Source organism: Hyphomicrobium sp. MC8b, assembly GCF_905067615.1.
Lineage (GTDB): Bacteria > Pseudomonadota > Alphaproteobacteria > Rhizobiales > Hyphomicrobiaceae > Hyphomicrobium_B.
Genome location: NZ_LR898465.1, coordinates 270,424 through 291,146, shown reverse-complemented (window position 1 = coordinate 291,146; position 20,723 = coordinate 270,424). Strand labels below are relative to the sequence as shown.

The window sequence follows — 20,723 nt, the reverse complement described above, 5'->3', positions numbered from 1 at the left end:
ATGACAAACAATCAGCATGATACGGTTTTGGTCGCCGACGATCACGGACTCTACCGTTCGGGTTTCGGCTTCCTGCTTCGCGATCGCATGGGCTTTCGCTCGGTTATCGAAGCAGCAACCTTCGATGCCGCTTTGGATCGCCTGGCGGAAACACCGAACGTCGAGCTTGCTCTTTTCGATCTCGCGATGCCGGGAATTTCCGGCCCTGAGGGCTTGAGCGTCGTCAAAGAGACCTATCCCGGCATTCGCGTCGCCATCGTCTCGGGATCGGAAGAACGCAACGACGTCGTCAAAGCCGTCGCTATGGGCTTGAACGGCTACGTGCCAAAGTCGCTCGCCGATGACGAAATCGTCGGTGCACTGCAGGATATCCTGGACGGTCGCGTGTTCGTGCCGCGCTTCATGACATCGGGCGCCGCAGCAGCCGCGATTTCGTCCGCAAAACAGCAGATGCGCTCTGAATCGGCCGGAACCGGAAAGGTGGGGGACCCCGGCGGTGGAGCCACCTACAAATCCATCTCACCGCGCCAACGCGATGTGCTGGACTGCGTCCGCCGGGGCCTTTCGAACAAAGAGATCGCACGCGAGTTGGACATTGCCGAAGGTACGGTGAAGATCCATCTCGCGGCTCTCTTCTCGCATTACGGTGCCCGCAATCGCACCGAACTCGCGACGCGCAGCTAACCGCGCCGCGAAACACATCAGCATCGCCCACGCTCAACTCATTGCAGAGCCGACGCGATGCATCAGCCACCGATGCAGAATATCAGGATCGAATGGCTTCCGGATGACCGGAAAGGGCGAGGCGACGGCGGCGTAATCGGCATGCCCGGTCGTGATGATCGTCGGAACGGCATGGCCAATCGTAGCTGCGATCGCCTGCGCGTCACGAATGCCGCGCATCTGTCCGTCTATCTCGATATCCGTGATGATTGCCGCCACTTTGCCCAGCCGATGGCCGAGTGTCCGCACAGCCTCGCGCGAAGATCGTGCAGCTACGCAAGAATACCCCCAATCGTCGATCAGCATCGTCAGTGCCATGGACGACCGGTAATCGTCTTCTATGACGACGACCAACGGCCGCGCGCAAACATCAGATGTCAGCGAAGCACAATCGACTGCCATCTCCCGCATGGGGGTGGTCATCGAAGAGCCTCCTCGTTTTTTGCCTATCCTACAGTGTAATGTGAGGCTCTTTGCCAAGGCGTCGCCATTCAGCGTGAGGCTATAGGCCGCTCGACATAGCCGAGCAGGAGGGAAATTTTCAATGCGTAGAAAACGTTGGTAGTTCCCAGTCAGCTCCATGGTGGCCGTCGCAAAACATGTTTAAATCGCGCCTCCAGAGTAAGACCTGAACGACATATGAGCGTGAGCGCGAGACATGGCTAACACATTAAAAGCCGGCCCACTGCCAAAGCCGACACGTCGCACTCGCTGGTACAATCCACGTTCGATCGGCCGCTCGATCGTTTTACGACCGCGCGTCGTAATCGGCGCCCTCGTAACAGTTACAGCGCTGTTTCTACTGCCGCCGTCTTTCCGTGGCTCGGTGCGCGAAGCGCTCGCCTGGTGTACTGGCGGCAGCGCCTATCTCGCCATGGCTTTCTATGTCATGCAGGGGTGTCACTCTGACAAAATCCGCACACGGGCCGCGCGTCAGGACGACAGCGGCGTCGTTATCCTTGTCATTGTGCTGATGGCCATGTTCTCAAGCTTCGCAGCGATATTCGGATTGCTCGTCGAGGCCAAAGCAGCATCCAACGAAGGTAAGCTGTTCTTTGCAGCCCTCGCCGCGGCGACCATCGTCATCTCATGGCTCGTGACGCAGGTCTCCTTCACGATGCATTATGCGCATGAGTATTATGCGCCGGACCACTTCATCGATAAGTCAGACGCCGAGAACTCCCTGACGTTTCCGGGGGACACAAGACCTGACTATTGGGACTTCTTCTATTTCGCGACCTCATTCGGCGCCGCATCGCAGACGTCGGATGTCGTCATCAACAGCAAGTCCATGCGCCGCCTGACGACGCTGCACGCCATCGTCTCGTTCTTTTTCAATACGATGGTTCTCGCCCTGACAATCAATCTCGCCGCGAGTCTGGCTTGATCGAAAGCGCCGCACTTACCGCTTGCGAACGAACACGGTCCCTGCGGAATAACCGGCGCCGAACGAGCAGATCAACCCCGTCTCGCCCACCGCGAAGTCACCGTTCGCTTTATGGAAGGCGATGATGGAGCCAGCCGAGCTGGTATTCGCAAACTCATCCAGAATGATGACGTTCTCTTGCGGTGTGGGCACGCGATCCAGAACTTTCCGGCCGATCATATCGTTCATATTGATGTTGGCCTGATGCAGCCATAGCCGCTTCAGTCCTTTCGGATCGACGTCCAGATCCGCAGCATGCGCGATGATCATATCGATCACCATCGGCACGACTTCACGAAAAACTTTGCGGCCTTCCTGCACGAACAATTTGTCGGCGCCGCCGATGCCTTCCGGCGCACAGCGATTGAGAAAGCCGAAATTGTTTCGGATATTATTCGAAAACTGCGTCTTGAGACGTGTCCCGAGAACAGACCAGCCGCCATCCGCCAGCGTTTCGTCGGTGACAACGATGGCCGTCGCCACGTCGCCGAAGATGAAATGGCTGTCCCGATCGCAAAAATTGAGATGCCCCGAGCAGATTTCCGGATTGACGACGAGCACAGCCTTTGCCGAACCGCTGGATATAAAGTCAGCTGCCGTCTTGATGCCGAACGTCGCCGACGAGCACGCGACATTCATGTCGAAGGCAAAGCCCGACACGCCAAGCGCACTCTGCACTTCGATCGCGATGGCCGGATATGGCCTCTGCATATTCGAAGCCGCACAAATGACCGCCCCGATATCGCGGACATCGCCGCCCCAGCGAGCCAACGCATCCCGGGCGGCCAGGACGGCCATCTCGGCAAGCACGGAAAGCTCGTCATTCGAGCGCTCAGGAATCGCCGGGCGCATTACCTTAGGATCGAGAATACCAATCTTGTCGACGACGTGTCTCGATTTAATGCCAGAGGCTTTCTCGATAAAATCAGCCGACGACGGAAGCAGCGGCGTGAGCTTGCCAGCCGCGATGTCGGCCGCATGGTCCGCGTTGAAAGCTGCGACATAATCATTGAAGGCGGCCACGAGTTCATTGTTCGAAATGCTGTCCGGCGGCACATAAAGGCCCGTCGCAGCGATGACTGGTTGGCTCACGTTCGTTTCCAATGGCACTCCAGGACGCGCGTTGATCCGCACGCCTCTTATAAGTTATGGCGCGCTCGGTGCTGGCAACCGAGCGTCAGCTTGCGAGCGCTTCCCATAGCGCAGCTTGATGCGCTCGCCAATCTCGGCCACGAACTCCCCTCGGCCCGAATGTTCCGCAGGGAACTCAGCGAACAAAATCAAGGCTTAGCACCCATGCGCCTGTTGCAGACGGAACAGCCGCCTGGCATCAGCGAACCTAAAGCTCGTCTCCAGTCCAACGGGAGACGACGCCATGTCCGCAGCCATCTCACCACTTACGACGACGCCACTCCACGAAACAACCCCGACAAAAACCACGTTTCGGATCGCAGGCGGCCGCACGGGCGTACTGCTGATTCACGGCCTCTGTGGTACCCCCGCTGAAATGCGCTTCGTCGCCCTTGGTCTTGCCCGCGCCGGCTACACCGTACACTGCCCGACACTCGCCGGACACGGCGGCACGCGCGCCGATATCGTCGCAACGACGTGGCGCGATTGGCTTCGCAGCGCCGAATCCGCCCTCGAAGAGCTGCGCCGGGAATGCGAGACTGTCATCGTTAGCGGGCTCTGCCTTGGCAGCATCATTGCGCTACATCTGGCGGCAGACCATCCGGAAAAAGTGCAAGGCGTCGCGCTTTTCTCGCCGACGTTTCGGGTGAACGGCTGGGCAATGCCCTGGTACAGCCGATTGTTCTCGCTCGTGCGCAGCCGCCGCATCGCCAGCATGATGCAATTTCCCGACGCAGAGTCTCTCGGCATCAAATGCCCCCGCGTTCGCGATTTCGTCCGCGCAGCTCTTGCAGCGTCCGACGGCTCAGCCCTCGGCACCATTGGAACGCCGGGAGCCGCGCTCTACGAACACCGCCGCCTCGTATCGGCTGTGAAAAAACGAATTGGAAAAATTTGTCAGCCTGCGTTGATCGTGCATTCCCGCGAAGACGACTACGCCGATCTCAAAAATGCGACGTACCTTCAGGCGGCTCTGCATGGCGCCCCCGAACTTCTCGTCCTCGACGATAGCTACCACATGGTCACGCTCGACCGGCAGCGTCATATCGTGGTGGAAAAGACACGCGCCTTCATCGCACGCATCATTGCCGATCAAGCAGCCGTCGCAGGTGAAAGCAACTCAGTTCCTCTGCCCACCAAAGCCGCATAGTAAAATGACGCAAGACGCCAGCAAAACGCGAAACTATCGCTGCGCTGACATCACGACAAATACATCGCGGCCACGCACCGGACATATCGAACTCGAAGGAGCCCGTGCCATCCGCTCAGCGTAGCCGCGTGGGAAACTCCGAATACGCGAAACCTCATTCCGGAGCCCTTATCACCGTAGACGGAAATGGTTGCCATAATGCAAACATCGACAATTATCGTAAAAACGCGCTCCGATCTTAACGCCCGTTTAAGGTATCGGGACGGCGCAACAGCCAATACATCATCGGCACGGTGAGCATGTGAGGCAGAAGCCTCAACGCCACGTAGAAAAACAGATTGGGAATTCCCGGCACGATGACGCGGTTACCCCACATGAAACCGCGATACGCACTGCGCGCCACGCCTTCAGGTGACATCGGTGGCAGGACATATCGATAAAGCGATCTCTCGGCACCCATCTCTTCATGAAACGCCGTATTCACCGGCCCCGGCAGCAGCGCGCTCATACGCACGCCCTGCCCGGCGATTTCACTCGCGATCGCTTCCGTCAGCGAAACGACATAGGCTTTGCTGGCATAATAAGCAGCTTGGTTGGGACCTGGAATGCTCGCCCCGAGCGAAGCGATATTCAGCACGCCTCCTTGCCCCCGCGCGAGCATGTCGGGAAGCGCCGAGCGCGTCAGTCGCGTCACGGTCTCAACATTGAGAGCGACGAGCTTCGATAGTTCTGCTTCCGACTGATCGACGAATGGCCCCGCGAGGCCTAAGCCTGCATTGTTCACCAAAACATCGAGATAGAGACCGGAACGAGCGAGCGTGGCCGAAATCACGTTCAACGCGCTGGCTTCGCTGACGTCGCATAAGATCACCACGACATCTGCACCCGTCGAGGCTTTAAGCGCGGCTGAGGCTTCCTCCAGACCAACTGCATTCCGCGCCACAATCGCCGTTCTGTGTCCGGCCTCGAGAAACCGCTGCGCGAGAGCAAGACCGATGCCGCGCGATCCCCCCGTAACAACGACAGCGGGCTCAAGGCCCGCCACCTCTTCTCGTGATTTGAGCATCTCCGCCCGTCTGCGCGAATGACGCCACGGCAACAGCCGCGTGTACCAGGGCGGCGACGTGTTGTGCATAGTCTGGATACGCTCCGCTGACGGCTCTCCCGACGCCAGCGAAACTACGGAATGGACCGGCGCCTCGCAAGACCGCGAGCCGCAGGACGCCTTCAGGTTGTTCGCACCGACGGCGACAGCACGTTGCGATCGTCCTTCGGTTGCAGCCTCTGCAAGAGATAGTCGAGAGAGATCGGTCCCGGCCCCGCAACGGCAAGCCAGCCGAACAGAGCCATGTATGACATCTCTTCAAACCCGGCGAGCGTTTCGAAGGAATCGACCTGATCCAATTTGGCGCTGATGATCGCGACGATCATGACAACCACGAGCGGCACGGCAGCGATCCGCGTAAAGAGCCCGAGCAGAAGAAAGAGGCCGCCGAAAAATTCCACGCCCGAAACGAATGGCGTCATGATCTCCGGAAACGGAATTCCCCATGACGCAAAATTTGCCGTTATTTGCGGCAGCGCATGCAGCTTCTCCCAGCCGCTCCACATGAAGACCCATCCCACCACGATGCGCGCAAAGAGCGGCGGCAACCATAAGAAGACCCGAGAGAGCTTCTCGGGAACGTCTATCAACCAGTGCGTGAGAAATTTCATCGGTTTTGCCTTCAGTTGGAGGACGAGGCGGGATTTCCCGCGCAACTGAAAGGCACTTACGAGCCACCTCGCTTGCTGGTTACAGCCAATCCGGAATAATTTGGCGCGTCGCTAGTCCACCCATTGTCATGCGCAAGGACGGGGGCCTCAATTTTTTTTCCAAATCCGGAAACATCCCTAGCAGGGCAGCCGTAACCACCCTCGTGACCAGGTTTCGGCCCGGCACGAACGACAGCGTGGAAACACAATACCTTCCAAAGGGAAAACACCATGAAGATCAGTGCAAAGTCTGGTTCGGCGCTCGCAGCCGCAGCAGCATCTCTCATGCTCGCGAATGCCGTTGTCTCGACGGTTGCGTACGCCGATGAAGCGATGGGCCACTGCGTCGGCGCCAACGCCTGCAAGGGTCAGAGCGCCTGCAAGAGCGCAACGAACGCTTGCAAAGGCCAGAACGCCTGCAAGGGTCAGGGCTTCACCGAGACGACCAAGGAAGGCTGCACGACCGGCCATTTCGAACCGGCGAAGTAAGCACGCGAAGGTAAAAAACGCCGCCTCCAGCGCGGCGTTTTTTATCCCGCCGAGACGATCCTCCAAACCACATGACTATGAGAACGAGGCCGATAGATGTCGCTCAGATATATTGCGCAGGCTGCCTTGGCGCTGGCTATGATGACGCTGACCGCAGCCGGCGCGGCAGCAGCCGAGCGCAAGACGTTCGATGAAAAAGATTTCGCCGCCGCACAGGCACAGGGCAAGCCGATCCTCATCGATATCTCGGCGACATGGTGCCCGACATGTCAGGCGCAAAAGCCCATCATCCAAAAGCTGTCCGCCGAGCCGCAATACGAGAACCTCACAATTTTCGATGTCGATTTCGACACCCGCAAGGACGTTTTGCGAAAGTTCGGCGCCCAGGTTCAAAGCACGCTGATCGTTTTCAAGGGTAACAAGGAAACGGGCCGCTCCGTCGGCGCCACCAGTGAAAGCGCGATTGACGGCTTGATGCGCAAGGCTCTCTGAGGACCGTTCCAATGCTGGTATCCTTCGCCTTGGCCTTCGTCGCCGGAATTCTATCCGTCCTGTCGCCGTGCGTTCTGCCCCTCGTCCCGATCGTGATGGCGACAGCGGCCTCGGCCCATCGCCATGGGCCGTTCGCATTGGCTGCAGGCGTTGCGATCTCCTTTGTCGCGATCAGCCTTTTCGTTGCGACGGTCGGATTCGCGGTCGGCCTGGACGGCACCTTCTTCCGTTTCATTGCCGCTTCGCTTTTGATCGTGATCGGCGCCGTTCTGGTGATCCCCGTCCTGCAGCAACGGTTCGCCGTTGCCGCTGGACCGATCTCGAACTGGGCGGATCAAACACTTGGCGGCTACGCCGGTTCCGGCATTCTTGGCCAGTTCGGCGTGGGCCTCGTTCTCGGCGCCGTCTGGAGCCCATGCGTCGGCCCGACGCTCGGCGCCGCCTCGCTGCTCGCGGCTCAGGGCAAGGACCTTGGCCAGGTCACCATCACGATGCTCGCATTCGGCTTTGGCGCCGTCGTCCCGCTGCTCGTCTTGGGCGCGTTGTCGCGTGAGATCCTCAATCGCTGGCGGGACACGCTGGCCTCAGCAGGCTCAGGCGGGAAATATGTTCTGGGCGGCGTCCTCATTCTTACCGGCCTCGCCATTCTGACGGGCTTTGATAAGACACTCGAAGCCCAGATCGTCGCTGCGTCCCCGGCCTGGCTGACGGCGCTGACCACCAGGTTCTAGGACAAAAGGATTTTTGTCATGCTCGGTGCAACGAAAGCGAAGGCCGCTGCCGATCTAAGGCCCGCGCCCGAGGGAAAGCCACGATACCTCGGCTACGGTCTTGGGCTGCGGTCCCAGCACTATGCCGACATCCTGAACGGCGACCCCGACCTCGACTGGTTCGAGGTAATTTCGGAAAACTACATGGTGCCGGGCGGCCAACCGCTAAAAATTCTCGATCAAATCCGCGCTCGCTATCCGATCGTCATGCACGGCGTTTCGCTGTCGATCGCATCCACTGCGCCGTTCGACCCCAACTACCTGAAGCAGCTCAAAGCCCTCGCCGATCGTACCGAGCCGGTATTCGTCTCCGATCATCTATGCTGGACGGGCGTACACGGCGTGAACCTGCATGACCTGCTACCGTTTCCGTATACGCGCGAAGCCCTCGACCACGTCGTCGCACGCATTCAGCACGTGCAGGACTATCTCAAACGGCCGCTGGCGCTTGAGAACGTCTCGTCCTACGTCCAGTTTCGAAACTCCGAGATGCCTGAATGGGAATTCATCGCCGAAATGACGAAACGGACAGGCTGCTGGCTCGTCTTCGACGTCAACAACGTCTACGTCAGCGCTTTTAATCACGAATACGATCCGTATGAGTTCATGGCCGGAATTCCCGCCGATCGCGTCGTGCAGTTTCATCTGGCGGGTCATGAGCACAACATGACCCACATTATCGACACCCACGATGCGCTCGTGTGCGACGAGGTTTGGACACTCTATAAGGCGGCACTCGAGCGTTTCGGCCCCGTCTCGACGATCATCGAACGCGATGACGACATTCCCCCACTCGACGTAATGCTGGAAGAACTCGGCAAGGCGCGCCTTCTTGCCGAAGACGTATTCTCTGCATAGCGGGAGCGATCGACATCCTCATGCCGCCAACCATCGCTCCAGAGAAACAAACCGAACCTGTTGAGCACGCACCTGCGCCGACGCTCAGCGAAATGCAGGCCGCATTCCAGCGCGCGGTCATGCACGGCGACGACACGGTGCTGAACGAACTCCTGGATAATTCGCGCACGAACCGCAATGTCCTGTTCGGCGTCTATCGCCACGCTTACGCTGCACGTCTTATTGAAGTGCTCCGCAACGATCATCCGCTATTGCACGCCTATCTGGGCGATGAGGCCTTCATCGAGGTCGGAAAGGCCTACGTGGCGGCCTGCCCCTCACAAAACCAGAATGCGCGCTGGTTTTCTCATCGCCTGCCAGAGTTTCTTTCGGAAGCGCACCCTGATGCTCCCCAGCTCGGAGAACTCGCGGCTCTCGAACGTGCGCTGAACGATGCGTTCGATGCTCTCGACACTGAGCCTCTCGCGCTATCGGATCTCGCCGCAGTCCCGCCCGAACAGTGGTCGGACCTCGTCTTCAGCGCCCACCCTTCCGCCTGTCGCCTCGCCTTGTTCAGCAATGCGCATTCTCTGTGGATAGCGCTGAAAAATGACGAGACACCACCTCCGGTTGAGCTTCGCATGCGGCCAGAAAGCGTCATCGTCTGGCGTCACGAGACGACGCCCAAAGTCCGCCGCATGCCCGACGAAGAAGCCATGATGTGGACGGAAGCGATGAATAGCGTTCCGTTCGGCAGCTTGTGCGAACTCGTCGCCGTCTACGACGACCCTGACACCGCGCCCTTGCGGGCCGCCCAGCATCTTCAGGGCTGGATCCTATCCGGGCTCCTCGCGAAATCTCCGCGCGAAGATTAATTTCACCGGAATACGGCAAACAACCCTGAAGCCGCCTAATCCAAACCAAATTCTTTCGTTCTCTGGCCCGGACTTATAAAGGTCTCACGGGCACGAAACGTTTGAAATGCGGGAAGGCGGACCTCCGGAAGATATCCGGATGTTCCGATCTTATAAAATCGGGGTGGGCGACGTGACATTTGCGGGGTTGGGACTTTACGTGCGCGCATTGGGGCAGCGGCCACTGCAGCGCCTGGCTGGCATCATCGCGCTATTGCTTGTTCTGTGCGTCGGTCCCAGCACCGCGCCGGCAGCAGTGCAGGCCATCGATGACGCCGACGCCGCCCAGCGACCGCCGGTTGCCGTACCGATTTTCTTTTCATCGAACACTGACGATTGCTACAGCAGCGGCATCGTCACCGCGATCAAACGCATAGCAACGCTCGCGCAGAACTATATCAACCGTACCGGCGGCATCGCCGGACGAAAGCTCATCGTCTCCCTTTACGACGACAAAGGCGACACGCAGCGCGCCACCGCAAATCTCGCCGAAGCCATCTCTGATCCTCAAACCGTCGGCATGGTTGGCATGACGAACGCAACGCGCGCCAAGGCAGCGCTCGACGCCGACGGAAAGGCTCTGAGCGCCAGCGGCATTCCGTTTTTGTCGGACATCTCGGTCACAAGCCTTATCGCCAATTACCCCTCCGTCTTCACGACCCGTCCGTCGGAAGACGAAGAGCGGATGCCGATCATCACTGCCTTCATTAAGGAGATGAAATACACGAAGGTCGCGTTCGTCGGTCTCGACGGGAACGTCTTCAGTGCCAATCTCGGGGATTCGGTGAAGAAATTTCTTGGCGATGATGCTGTCGTTTCGGATCGCCGCCTCAAGCTCACCGATGACAAGCTCAACCCAGCCGATATCGCCGCAACCGTCGAAGAGCTGAAGGCAAAAGGCCCGGAGCTGGTTTTCCTTTCGGTCGGCGGCAAACGCCTGAAAGATGTTTTCAGCCAACTCAAGGCCGCCGGTTACACGCCGCCCCTCTTCGTCACCGGACGCGCCGACATGCTGACAGCCAAAGGCAACGGCAGCTATCCTAACGACATCTATTTGATGGCGTTCGATGGATTTCCCGACGTCTACAGTGAACGCCTCCGCGACCTGCTGTTGACGTCGATCCATCCGGAGTATTGGGTCTTCGAAGCCGCAAAGAACGACGCTGCGCCCGGTTGGAAGGACGGCACCTGCAAAGTTCGCGACGACGACCTCCCGCCCAATCCGCTTGAAGATGACAACATACGCGCCCTGCAAACAGCGATGCGCTACGCCGACATGATCCGGCTCATCGCCGAGGCTGGGCGCTCAGCGCCTGCGGCGGCCAACGTCTCCGATCTCCGCGAATTTATCGTCAATGAACTCGGCACGACGTATGCTGCCGGTAAGGGCGTTTTCAAAGGCAGGTTTGGCAACTGGTCGTTTAGGCCGGCATCGCGGGCTGCAGCGCGCGCGCCTCTCATCGTCATGTTGCCGCGCGGTCTTGGGCATGCCCAACTGGCCCCGTTCCAATTTCTGCGTCTGCGGAACAACACGATGAAGCGGATCGACACGCTGTACGCCGACATCGACCTTATTCACGCGGACCAGATCGACGACAACAATCAGACGTTCCTCGCCGATTTCTATATTTCGATGAATGACCGCAACGGCGCTTCGATCGACCAGATCGAATTTTCGAACGCCTATCTCGATCCGGGCTCGAACAATCGTGAGATCACGATTCAGCCCATTCATGACGGCGGCAAAAGCGACGCCTACCCGGACCACATGAAAATTTATCAGGTGACGGGCAAGTTCCTCTACTCGCCAAACTTGCGCAACTACCCGTTCGACACCCAGCGCTTTTCAATCGATATTCAGCCTAAGCACGGCAACGCGGCGTTCATCGTCCAGCCGCCACCGGCGAGCCTGCGTGACAAGTCGGTTACCGTCGACGGCTGGGACCCGAAAGATAACTATGTCGGCTATGACGAGGACTTTGTCCGCACCGTCGACGCGCAGACGTTGGAACCGAGCGTCGTGCCTTTCTACAAGGCGAGCTTCGTCTGGCTGATGAAACGGCAAACGACCGACTATGTTCTCCGCGTCGTCGTTCCGCTGGGCTTCATTCTGTTCATCGCCTATCTGTCGATCTTCATTTCGACGCACCACTTCGAGGCGATCGTGACAATCCAGGTGACAGCACTTCTTTCGGCCGTCGCGCTTTATCTGGCGTTGCCGAAACTTGACGCCAATATCGAAACCCTCTCCGACCGTTTGTTCCTATTCACGTACCTCGTGTTAAGCGTCATCATCGCCATCACCATCGCGCGGGTGAACAGACGCATCGAACCAATCGGCTGGCTCAAGAAAGGCTTAGCATTCCTGCACATTGCCCTTATCCCGGTGATGACGGCAGCCATGGCCTACTATGTGTATCAGGCGAGCATCGCCTGATGCTCAGGCCGCGATGGCGTCTGAGCGAATTTTTTCGACGAGCTTTGTAAAAGCGGCGACGGCCGGGTTGCGCGTCTGCGCAGCCCCTGCCCGCCCGCTGCATGCCGCGACGAGATCCCAGGCTATATGGGGCTTTTTCAAAGTCGCGACGCCAAGCTTCGGCGACTTCGCCGCCGCGATGCGCGCACAAGCAAACGTCTTGGGAACCAAGGCGATCCCAAAACCATACGCGACAAGATCGAGCAGCACCTGGATATCGCCGACTTCAAGCACCGACCTGCGTGAAACGTTGGTGCTCGCAAACGCCCGATCGACGATCTTGCGCGTCCCCTTGTCCGGCTGAAAATCGACGAATGTTTCCTCCGCCAGACTTTCGAGCGGCACGTTCTCACGCCCCGCGATCGGGTGCCCCATCGGGTGAACAACAACCAGATGATCCGACGCAATCGGGATGGTGACGATCTCGCGACTCTTCTCGTAGAGCGGAAAAAATCCGATATCGACGCTGCCGTCCTTGACCGACTCCATCAGCTTGGTCGCCGTGCCGTGGCAAAGCTTGATTTCGACGCTCGGATGCAGGGCATGAAATTCGCCGAGGAGCTGCGGCAGATCGAAGAAGGCATGAAGACTGCCGCACGTCCCGACGCTGAGCGTTCCCCGCTCCAGGCCATTGATCGCGGCAACGGCCCGCCGCGCCTCCTTGATCCCGGCAATGATCTCCTGCGCCTTCGCGTAAAGCACGCGGCCCGCGACGGTCAGCTCAACCTTGCGGGTGGTCCGCACGAACAACGGCGCCCCCATCTCCTGTTCCAGCGCGCGGATCGACGCAGACAAACCAGATTGAACAATGTTCACTTTACGTGCAGCGCGCGTAAAATGCTGTTCGTCCGCGGCTGCTACGAAATGTTCGAGCTGTCTGAGGTCCATGGTTCAGCACCATCCACGATTAATCGCTATCAAGAAATAATAGCATCCCAACATACTATTGGACAGATGGCTGGCAATCCCCCAAATCTTAAACTCGGCGTTTGATCGGGCGTCGCCGTGGGGGAGTGGAGTGGCGTCCCGAAGAAAGCGATCCAACCGCGCGACGTGCGGTTTCGTCGCGAGCAGATTTTGCGATCTTACAGACGGAAGCCGTCCGGTCCGACAGTTAAAGGCCGGGGCGACAGCTGGGCTCTACCGGTCAGAGCCAGCGATGTGGAGAATTCGGAACTATGGCTGCACTCGTACGAATCGCGTTGCGGTTGCCGTACACGTTCGTGGTGCTTGCACTGCTCATTCTTCTGACGGGCGGGCTGGCCGCGCTCCGCACGCCGATCGACATCTTTCCGGATATTCGCATCCCGGTCATTGCCACGGTGTGGCAGTATACGGGTCTGCCGCCGGATCAATTGTCCGGACGCATGGTGACGCCCTTCCAGCGCGCGCTCACGACGACCGTCAACGACATCGATCACATCGAGGCGAATTCCTATAACGGCATCGGCGTCGTCAAAATCTTCTTCCACCCATCGGTCGATATCAGCGTCGCGAATGCGCAGGTGACGGCGATCTCGCAGACGATGCTGCGCCAGATGCCGCCGGGCACCAACCCGCCGCTCATCCTGAACTACAGCGCTTCGACAGTGCCGATCGTGCAGCTTGCGCTTGGCGGCGACGGCCTGACCGAGCAGCGCCTTTTCGATCTCGGCATGAACCAGGTCCGCATCCGTCTGGTGACGGTGCCGGGCGCCGCCATCCCGTTTCCCTACGGCGGCAAGACGCGCCAGATTCAAATCGACCTCGATAACGCGCTACTGCATGCGAAGGGCCTATCGGCGCAAGACGTGCAAGCTGCTCTGGCCGCGCAAAACCTGATCAATCCGGCCGGCACTCAGAAAATCGGCGCAACCGAATACGTGATGCAGCTCAATAACGCGCCGTCCGCACTTAAAGATTTGGGCGACCTACCGATCAAAACCGTCAACGGCGCGATGGTCTACATCCGTGATGTCGCCCACATCCGCGACGGCAACCCGCCGCAACAAAATATCGTGCACGTCGACGGCAATCGCTCAGTGTTGCTGACCGTTTTGAAGAACGGCGCGATTTCCACGCTCGATATTATCCAGGGCATCAAGGACAAGGTGAATGAAATCAAGCCGGGCCTGCCCGATGCTCTGACCTTTTCCTACCTTGGTGATCAATCGGTGTTCGTGCGCGGCGCCGTCACAAACGTTATCCACGAAGGCGTTCTTGCCGCCGTTTTGACGAGCATCATGATCCTGCTGTTTCTCGGCAGTATCCGATCCACGATCATCATCGCGACGTCCATTCCGCTCGCTGTCCTTTCGTCCATCGCCATGCTGTCCGCGCTTGGCGAAACGTTGAACATCATGACGCTCGGCGGCCTCGCACTCGCCGTCGGCATTCTGGTCGACGAAGCGACCGTGACGATCGAAAACATCAACTATCATCTGGAACAGGGAAAAGACGTCGAAACGGCCATTCTCGACGGCGCCGATCAGATCGCTACACCCGCTTTCGTGTCGATGCTTTGTATCTGTATCGTCTTCGTTCCGATGTTCTTCCTCGAAGGCATCGCGCGATTCTTATTCGTACCGATGGCCGAAGCGGTCATGTTCGCGATGGTCTCATCGTTCATTCTATCGCGGACCCTCGTCCCGACGATGGCCAAGTACCTGCTGAAACCGCATGACCACAACGCGCACGAACGGCCGACGCGCAATCCATTCGTCCTCATTCAGCGCGGCTTCGAACATGGCTTCGAGAAATTCCGCGGGGCCTATCACGGCCTTTTGGAGGGCGCGCTCGCACATCGCGTGATCGTTCTGATCGTTTCGTTCGGCTTCATTGGGTCGTCATTCTTGCTGGCCCCGTATTTGGGCAGGAACTTCTTCCCGGCGGTCGATGCCGGCCAGATCCTGATGCATGTGCGCCTCCCGATCGGAACGCGTGTCGAGGAAAGCGCCCATGAATTCGCAAAAATCCAGGACGCCATTCGCGACATCATCCCCCAAGATCAGATCGAGGTGATGGTCGACAACATCGGCATGCCCATCAGCGGCATCAATACGACCTATAACAACACCGGCATGATCGGCGCTCAGGACGGTGACATCCAGATCGCGCTGAAGGAGGGCCACGAGCCGACGGCCGAATACGTGAAACAGCTCCGCAGCCAGCTGCCGAAAGAGTTTCCCGGCGCCACGTTCTCGTTCCTGCCGGCTGACATCGTTAGCCAAATTCTGAACTTCGGTGCGCCCACGCCGATCGATCTTCAGATCCGAGGCAAGGATCTCGACGGCGCGTTTGACTATGCGCAGAAAATCTTAAGGCAAATTAAGATGATCCCAGGCGTCGCCGACGCCCGAATTCAGCAGTCGCGCCGCAATCCGGGCTTCGACATCGACGTCGATCGCTCCCGCGCGCAATATGTCGGTGTGACCGAGCGCGACGTGACTGAGAGCCTCGGCGCGAGCCTTGCCGGAACGGGACAGGAAAATCCCGCCTACTGGCTCAACCCGAAAAATGGCGTCCAGTATCCGATCGTCATTCAGACCCCGCAGTACAAGCTTGATACGCTGACGTCGCTGCAAAATCTGCCGATCACCTCATCAAATGACAACGCCGCGCCCCAGATCCTGGGCGCCGTGGCAAATTTCAAACGCTCTGTCATGAATGCGGTCGTATCGCAGTACGACATCCAGCCCATGGTTCAGATTTTAACGACAACGGAGGGCCGTGACCTGGGAGCCGTCGCGAGCGACATCCAGAAAGTTCTCGACGCCACCAAGAGCGAGCTGCCCAAGGGCGCAAGCGCGGTCATGCTGGGCCAGGTTAAGACGATGAATAGCGCCTATGCCGGAATGTTGTTCGGCCTACTGGGCGCCATCGTGCTTATATACCTGTTGATCGTGGTCAACTTCCAATCGTGGGGCGACCCGTTGGTGATCATTATGGCGCTTCCCGCTGCTCTGGTCGGCATCATCTGGATGTTGTTCCTCACTGGAACGACTCTGTCGGTGCCTGCCCTCACCGGCGCGATCATGTGTATGGGCGTCGCGACCGCGAACGCCGTGCTTGTCGTGAGCTTTGCCCGAGAACGGTTGGCCGACCATGGCGATCCGATCCTCGCCGCCCTCGAATCCGGCTTCGTCCGTATCCGTCCCGTCTTGATGACCGCGCTCGCGATGGTCATCGGCATGGCGCCGATGGCGCTCGGACTGGGCGAAGGCGGCGAACAGAATGCGCCGCTCGGCCGCGCCGTCATCGGCGGCCTGATCTTCGCGACGGCCGCGACCCTCTTCATCGTACCGATCATATTTAGCCTGATGCACAAACGCCGGACGTCAAACGCGTCATCGCCGCAAGGCGCCATCCCTGGAGAATTCCATGCTGCCTGAAACGCCCGCGGAGCCGCGCCAGCGCTCACGCTGGAAGATGCCCTTGGCGGCGGTCATCTTCATTGGGGGAGCGGCGTTTCTCGCCTTCACGGGAATTGAGAGTCGCGAACAAAGCGTCGCGCAGCTGACAACCAAAGCCGCCGAACGCGCCGTACCGACGGTCGCTGCCGCCACGCCCGCGGTCGAGCAGAGTGTTGGCGTCCTCGATCTTCCGGGCCGTCTCGACGCCTATTACCAGGCTGCCCTCTTCGCACGCGTCAACGGCTACGTCGCCAGCCGCAACGCCGATATCGGCACGCGCGTGAAGACTGGCGACGTCCTTGCGACGATCGATGCTCCCGATCTCGATCAACAGCTGTCGCAGGCTGAATCCGATCTGGTCAACGCCAAAGCCAACGCCGCGCTGGCTAAAGTCACGAATGGGCGATACCAGGCGCTTCTGCCGAGCAACTACGTCACGCATCAGGCGGCGGACGAAAAGAAGGCCGACCTCGACGCCAAGAACGCGCTCGTGAAGTCGGAGCAGGCAAACGTCGATCGGCTCAAGGCGCTAACGGAATATAAGCGCATCGTCGCTCCGTTTGACGGTATCGTGACGGTGCGCAACACCGATGTCGGCAACCTCATCAACACCGGCAGCGCCACGGGCTCAGAGATGTTCGTCGTCGCCGATGTGCACAAGCTGCGCCTCTACGTCAACGTACCCCAAGCTTACGTCCCGATGATCCCAACCGGGACCGTCGGCAGCCTGAGCGTGCCCGAGCGCCCCGGCAAAACGTACGAGGCCAAGGTCGAAGCCTCGTCCGGCGCCGTCGATGCGGCTTCCGGCACGACCCGCATGCAGCTCATCGTCGATAACGCGGCGGGAGAATTGATGCCGGGCGCCTACGCAAACGTCCGCCTGAAGGTCGGCAGCAAGCACAACGTCCTGGTCGTTCCATCAAGCGCCATTATCTTCGACAAGGAGGGTCTGCGCGTCGCAACAGTCGGAACCGACGACAAGGTGAACCTGAAGTCCATCACCATCGGTCGCGACCGCGGCGCCACCGTCGAGATTGCGTCCGGCCTCGCGCCCGAAGACCGTGTGATCGAAAGTCCGCCGGACGGCATCGACGACGGCGATAAAGTCAACGTCAAGGAAAAGCCCAATCCGGCGAACGCGCCCTCGACGTCGAACACCTCCGCACCATCGAACAAAAAAGGCTGACGCTTAAAGCTCCGACGATCCTTGGGAACACCTTCGTTGCGCCATGCGTTTGACGCCCATGGAACAGCGGAAGGAAAATATATCCATGAGCACGAAACTTCTCATGGCCGCCGCGATCGCGGTGGCCGCGCTCGGAAGTTCGCTGCCGGCCTTCGCAGATGCAGCCAGCAATAGCGCACCGAACGCCGCAAAAACGATCGAGCCCGGCAAAGTCGGCCCCGGCAGCGAAAATAACGCCGTCGTATCGCCCACCTCTCCCGACGTGCCGATCAACAAACAGCCCCCGCCGGAGATCAGCTTGCCAGCTAATTCAGGCTCGGGCAGCAGCACGGGTGAAAAAGGCAGCGGACCGGAAGCGACGACACCGCCCCACAATCCAACGGCACCGGGGCTGCAATAGCCCCGGCTCCTATTCACCGATCAGCTTGCAGCTTATCTCGACCTGTCCGGCTTGCGCCGCTGCACCTTGATAGATGCCGCAATCGAGCAGGTTGTCGGGAAACACCTTGCGGCTGGTGTAGACGTTGATCAGCAGCATCGGTTGGCCTTCGGATGCCTTGCGAACGTCTGCTTCGGCAATGGAAATCCCGCCGAGGTTGACCGCCGTCGTTCCGCTCGGCAGATCGACAGCTTCGTTCGCGAGCGCGATTTCGCCGTCGTCATCAGCGGAATGTTTCATCGCACTGCCATAGTAGAAAGCTGCAACCCGCACCGTTTCGCCGGATTGCGCGAGTTTGTTTTGGGCCGCTCGCGATAGCGTCAGTTGGACGACGTATTTCGGAACGACTCGGACACCACCGGGCGCGGGTCCCATGGCTGCGCCCATGATCCCGGACGGTATTGCGGCGCACCGCTGATGCGCCTCAACATCCTTGATCCGCTGAACATCGGCTTCTTCCGCGCGCGTAAGCTTGCCGTACGGCGGAAAGCAACCCTTTCCAAATGCAGCTTGTCCTTCGGGACTTTCGAAGCAATAGCCCTTATTGGCGAAAATGGCATTGCGCGCCCGCCAGAGCGCCTCGCAGACGTCGGCGGCTTTCGCGGCGCCGATCCATGCGAACGCCGTAAGCGAAACGGCCATCGCCGTAGCAAACGCTCCTCGCCCGCCAAGGATATAGCGCATCTCAGGACCTCGGAAAAACGCCTCTGCTCGTGACTCAAAAAAGGACACCGCCCCCTGTTTGTCAGGGAAATTTCACGATGTGATTAAAAACGTTCGCATTCACCGACACGGAATTTGCCAAAGCGGCAGTTCCCGATTGCGTTCCCGCGGCAGACGCGCGACTGAACGGCAGGCAACAAATCGAGAGGCTGCAAATGTTGAAGTTTGTAGGCGTCGCAGGCATCGCCTTGGGGCTCACGGCCCTGGCGCCCGCCGCCGAGGCACACCACTGGCATCATCGCCATGACGGATACTTCCGGCTCGGCTACCATCGCGCCGGTCCGCCCCACGGCTACCGCTTCGGCTTCTGGACGTATGCCGGCGACCCATTCGCCCGCGACGACTATTTCGACGGACGCCGCTGCTACTACCTACACCGCCGCGACTTCTGTCGTGGACCACGGGCGTGGGGTTGGATCCGCTAAGCGATAAAAAGAGACAAGGGGCCGAGATGGATCGGCCCCTTAATCGTTTCAGGTGATGCGTAGTCGGCGGCTGCCGCTCACCACGCCGGAGTGCAAACCGTACGCGGGCGCATGTCGTAACCGTTGTCGTAATAGCAGTATGACGACGGATATGCCGGGTAAGCCGGATAAATGGGCGGGGGCACCGCATAGACGGGATAGGCTGGCGGCGGCAGCGCATAATAGCTGCCTGCCGGATAGAACCCGTAAGCCGGATAAAAACCCCAGCCTTGGCGATAGGCGCGGCGGGCCGCACGCCGGACCGCCTTCGGACATCCACGCCAGCTCGGCGGATGATAGCCGTAGGGGTCGTAGCCGCAGCCACGATAAAATGTTGCATCAGCCTCTGACGAGAGTGCAACGAAACTCAATGCTGCGGCCAGAGCGCCGACAACGACCTTCAAACCCGACATGGGACGTCTCCCAAATGCATTCCCTGCCCTCGCGGGCAGGGTCACACTAGGAGACAAATCTTAAATTCGAGCATACCGCGCGAAGTTAGGGTTATCAAAGATTTGCTGGAGCCACTGGCTCCAACCCGTTATTTCGGCAGCTTCGGCGTCAGATTGATTTTTGTTGCAAGCGCCTGCATCTGAGCCAGCGCTTGTTCGTCGATTTCGATGAGCTTTGGCAGCCGCTTCGACATTTTATCCTTGAGGTCGGCCGGACATCCCGCCGGCAAGCTCGCCAGAGTTTTGTCGACCTCCGCTTTGGCCTTCGTCTCGACGTCGACGCGGTCCACCGTGGTGTCGACGCACTCGTAGAGGCTGATGACGTAAGGCGTCGTCTGGCTGTAGAATTTTTCGAGCTTATCGGCCTCGGCATTGAACCCGCAGCGCCGCGCCAGCGCGATCTGCTGGAACTGGTCAGCGACCTGCTCTTTCATCAGCAACGACGTACAGCCGAAGCCGGTGGCTATGCCCGGCTGCTGACGACAGACGCCGATGCGGGTGTTCGGCTTTTCAATCTCGTTCATCGTGCACTCGGCATTTGCCTCCGAGGCGGCGACGGTGAGACCCACGGCCAACAGAAATGAGATCAGTCGCGCATTCACGGCGTTTGGCTCCCCCAAATAACGATTGGTGCTCGGACCGTAGCAAAGAGAATGTGGCAGACCGAGTTCTTGAATAGCCAATGTGACTTTATGCGCGCTGAATCGGCGCCCCGAAGCCGCCACGAGCATTTTTTGTGCGAAGTGTTACGCTGCAGTCACGTTTACTTTCCGCGCCCAATGCTAGCCTCATTCCGAGTCTGTGGTTGGCGCGTAACGCGAGGAAACCGCACAAGAAAAACAGGCGGCATTGCGCACCGCCTTTCCCCGCGACTCAGCACATTGGGATGTGCGCAAACGGGAGCA

The 20,723-nt window shown here is 59.2% G+C and carries 21 protein-coding genes; 13 read left to right on the top strand and 8 right to left on the bottom strand.

All coding sequences use genetic code 11. From position 1 onward, the window contains the following. Entirely contained in the window at nt 1-684 is a 684-nt protein-coding gene (locus ACLB1Z_RS01495; RefSeq protein WP_409561723.1) for a response regulator, read from the top strand. A 33-nt stretch (nt 685-717) separates the two neighbouring features. Here ACLB1Z_RS01495 and ACLB1Z_RS01490 read toward each other — a convergent pair whose 3' ends face one another. Then, nucleotides 718-1,146: a response regulator gene (locus ACLB1Z_RS01490; protein ID WP_409561722.1), complete on the bottom strand. Its 429-nt coding sequence runs from the start codon at nt 1,144-1,146 to the stop codon at nt 718-720. 235 nt (nt 1,147-1,381) lie between these two features. Between ACLB1Z_RS01490 and ACLB1Z_RS01485 the strand changes: the two genes are divergently transcribed. Beyond that, nucleotides 1,382-2,110 carry a DUF1345 domain-containing protein gene (locus tag ACLB1Z_RS01485; protein ID WP_409561721.1) on the top strand — a complete coding sequence of 243 codons (729 nt, stop codon included), beginning with the start codon at nt 1,382-1,384 and terminating at the stop codon, nt 2,108-2,110. A 15-nt stretch (nt 2,111-2,125) separates the two neighbouring features. On the opposite strand, the gene ACLB1Z_RS01480 is transcribed toward ACLB1Z_RS01485, so the two are convergent. Further along, nucleotides 2,126-3,241, bottom strand: a complete 1,116-nt coding sequence (locus ACLB1Z_RS01480) for a beta-ketoacyl-ACP synthase III (RefSeq protein ID WP_409561720.1) — start codon at nt 3,239-3,241, stop codon at nt 2,126-2,128. 283 nt (nt 3,242-3,524) lie between these two features. Between ACLB1Z_RS01480 and ACLB1Z_RS01475 the strand changes: the two genes are divergently transcribed. After that, nucleotides 3,525-4,430 (top strand): alpha/beta hydrolase, encoded by a 906-nt coding sequence (locus tag ACLB1Z_RS01475; protein ID WP_409561719.1) that lies wholly within the window; start codon nt 3,525-3,527, stop codon nt 4,428-4,430. A gap of 238 nt (nt 4,431-4,668) precedes the next feature. Here the strand turns inward: ACLB1Z_RS01475 and ACLB1Z_RS01470 are convergent, their stop codons facing one another. Continuing rightward, complete coding sequence (locus ACLB1Z_RS01470; RefSeq protein WP_409561718.1) at nt 4,669-5,496, bottom strand: SDR family NAD(P)-dependent oxidoreductase; 828 nt, start codon at nt 5,494-5,496, stop codon at nt 4,669-4,671. 161 nt (nt 5,497-5,657) lie between these two features. After that, on the bottom strand, nt 5,658-6,146 hold the full coding sequence (locus tag ACLB1Z_RS01465; protein WP_409561717.1) for a DoxX family protein: 489 nt from the start codon (nt 6,144-6,146) through the stop codon (nt 5,658-5,660). Between the two features lie 270 nt (nt 6,147-6,416). Here ACLB1Z_RS01465 and ACLB1Z_RS01460 point away from each other — a divergent pair, with 270 nt between their 5' ends. From ACLB1Z_RS01460 to ACLB1Z_RS01435, 6 genes are all read left to right on the top strand, one after another. Then, on the top strand, nt 6,417-6,674 hold the full coding sequence (locus ACLB1Z_RS01460; RefSeq protein ID WP_409561716.1) for a hypothetical protein: 258 nt from the start codon (nt 6,417-6,419) through the stop codon (nt 6,672-6,674). A 96-nt stretch (nt 6,675-6,770) separates the two neighbouring features. Then, the gene (locus ACLB1Z_RS01455; protein WP_409561715.1) at nt 6,771-7,166 is read left to right on the top strand and encodes a thioredoxin family protein; all 396 of its coding nucleotides are present in this window, start codon (nt 6,771-6,773) and stop codon (nt 7,164-7,166) included. A gap of 11 nt (nt 7,167-7,177) precedes the next feature. Continuing rightward, nucleotides 7,178-7,897, top strand: coding sequence for a cytochrome c biogenesis CcdA family protein (locus ACLB1Z_RS01450; RefSeq protein ID WP_409561714.1), 720 nt, complete (start codon nt 7,178-7,180; stop codon nt 7,895-7,897). Nucleotides 7,898-7,915: 18 nt separating this feature from the next. After that, nucleotides 7,916-8,794, top strand: a complete 879-nt coding sequence (locus ACLB1Z_RS01445; RefSeq protein ID WP_409561713.1) for a DUF692 domain-containing protein — start codon at nt 7,916-7,918, stop codon at nt 8,792-8,794. 20 nt (nt 8,795-8,814) lie between these two features. After that, nucleotides 8,815-9,648 (top strand): putative DNA-binding domain-containing protein, encoded by an 834-nt coding sequence (locus ACLB1Z_RS01440; protein ID WP_409561712.1) that lies wholly within the window; start codon nt 8,815-8,817, stop codon nt 9,646-9,648. Nucleotides 9,649-9,787: 139 nt separating this feature from the next. Then, complete coding sequence (locus ACLB1Z_RS01435) at nt 9,788-12,124, top strand: ABC transporter substrate-binding protein (protein ID WP_409561711.1); 2,337 nt, start codon at nt 9,788-9,790, stop codon at nt 12,122-12,124. Between the two features lie 3 nt (nt 12,125-12,127). Here the strand turns inward: ACLB1Z_RS01435 and ACLB1Z_RS01430 are convergent, their stop codons facing one another. Further along, complete coding sequence (locus tag ACLB1Z_RS01430; protein WP_409561710.1) at nt 12,128-13,051, bottom strand: LysR family transcriptional regulator; 924 nt, start codon at nt 13,049-13,051, stop codon at nt 12,128-12,130. A gap of 290 nt (nt 13,052-13,341) precedes the next feature. On the opposite strand from ACLB1Z_RS01430, the gene ACLB1Z_RS01425 reads away from it, so the two are divergent. From ACLB1Z_RS01425 to ACLB1Z_RS01415, 3 genes are all read left to right on the top strand, one after another. After that, a complete protein-coding gene (locus ACLB1Z_RS01425) occupies nt 13,342-16,533 on the top strand; it encodes an efflux RND transporter permease subunit (protein ID WP_409561709.1) in 3,192 nt (1,063 codons plus the stop codon). Beyond that, nucleotides 16,523-17,740, top strand: coding sequence for an efflux RND transporter periplasmic adaptor subunit (locus ACLB1Z_RS01420; protein WP_409561708.1), 1,218 nt, complete (start codon nt 16,523-16,525; stop codon nt 17,738-17,740). The genes ACLB1Z_RS01425 and ACLB1Z_RS01420 overlap by 11 nt, the downstream gene beginning before the upstream one ends. 85 nt (nt 17,741-17,825) lie before the next feature. Next, on the top strand, nt 17,826-18,140 hold the full coding sequence (locus ACLB1Z_RS01415) for a hypothetical protein (protein ID WP_409561707.1): 315 nt from the start codon (nt 17,826-17,828) through the stop codon (nt 18,138-18,140). 9 nt (nt 18,141-18,149) lie between these two features. Here ACLB1Z_RS01415 and ACLB1Z_RS01410 read toward each other — a convergent pair whose 3' ends face one another. Next, nucleotides 18,150-18,863: a YARHG domain-containing protein gene (locus tag ACLB1Z_RS01410; protein WP_409561706.1), complete on the bottom strand. Its 714-nt coding sequence runs from the start codon at nt 18,861-18,863 to the stop codon at nt 18,150-18,152. 194 nt (nt 18,864-19,057) lie between these two features. Here ACLB1Z_RS01410 and ACLB1Z_RS01405 point away from each other — a divergent pair, with 194 nt between their 5' ends. Further along, complete coding sequence (locus ACLB1Z_RS01405) at nt 19,058-19,327, top strand: hypothetical protein (RefSeq protein ID WP_409561705.1); 270 nt, start codon at nt 19,058-19,060, stop codon at nt 19,325-19,327. Between the two features lie 77 nt (nt 19,328-19,404). On the opposite strand, the gene ACLB1Z_RS01400 is transcribed toward ACLB1Z_RS01405, so the two are convergent. Together ACLB1Z_RS01400 and ACLB1Z_RS01395 are read right to left on the bottom strand one after the other, a co-directional pair. Continuing rightward, the gene (locus ACLB1Z_RS01400; protein WP_013950424.1) at nt 19,405-19,779 is read right to left on the bottom strand and encodes a hypothetical protein; all 375 of its coding nucleotides are present in this window, start codon (nt 19,777-19,779) and stop codon (nt 19,405-19,407) included. Between the two features lie 128 nt (nt 19,780-19,907). Then, a complete protein-coding gene (locus ACLB1Z_RS01395) occupies nt 19,908-20,420 on the bottom strand; it encodes a hypothetical protein (RefSeq protein ID WP_409561704.1) in 513 nt (170 codons plus the stop codon). Nucleotides 20,421-20,723: the final 303 nt, after the last annotated feature.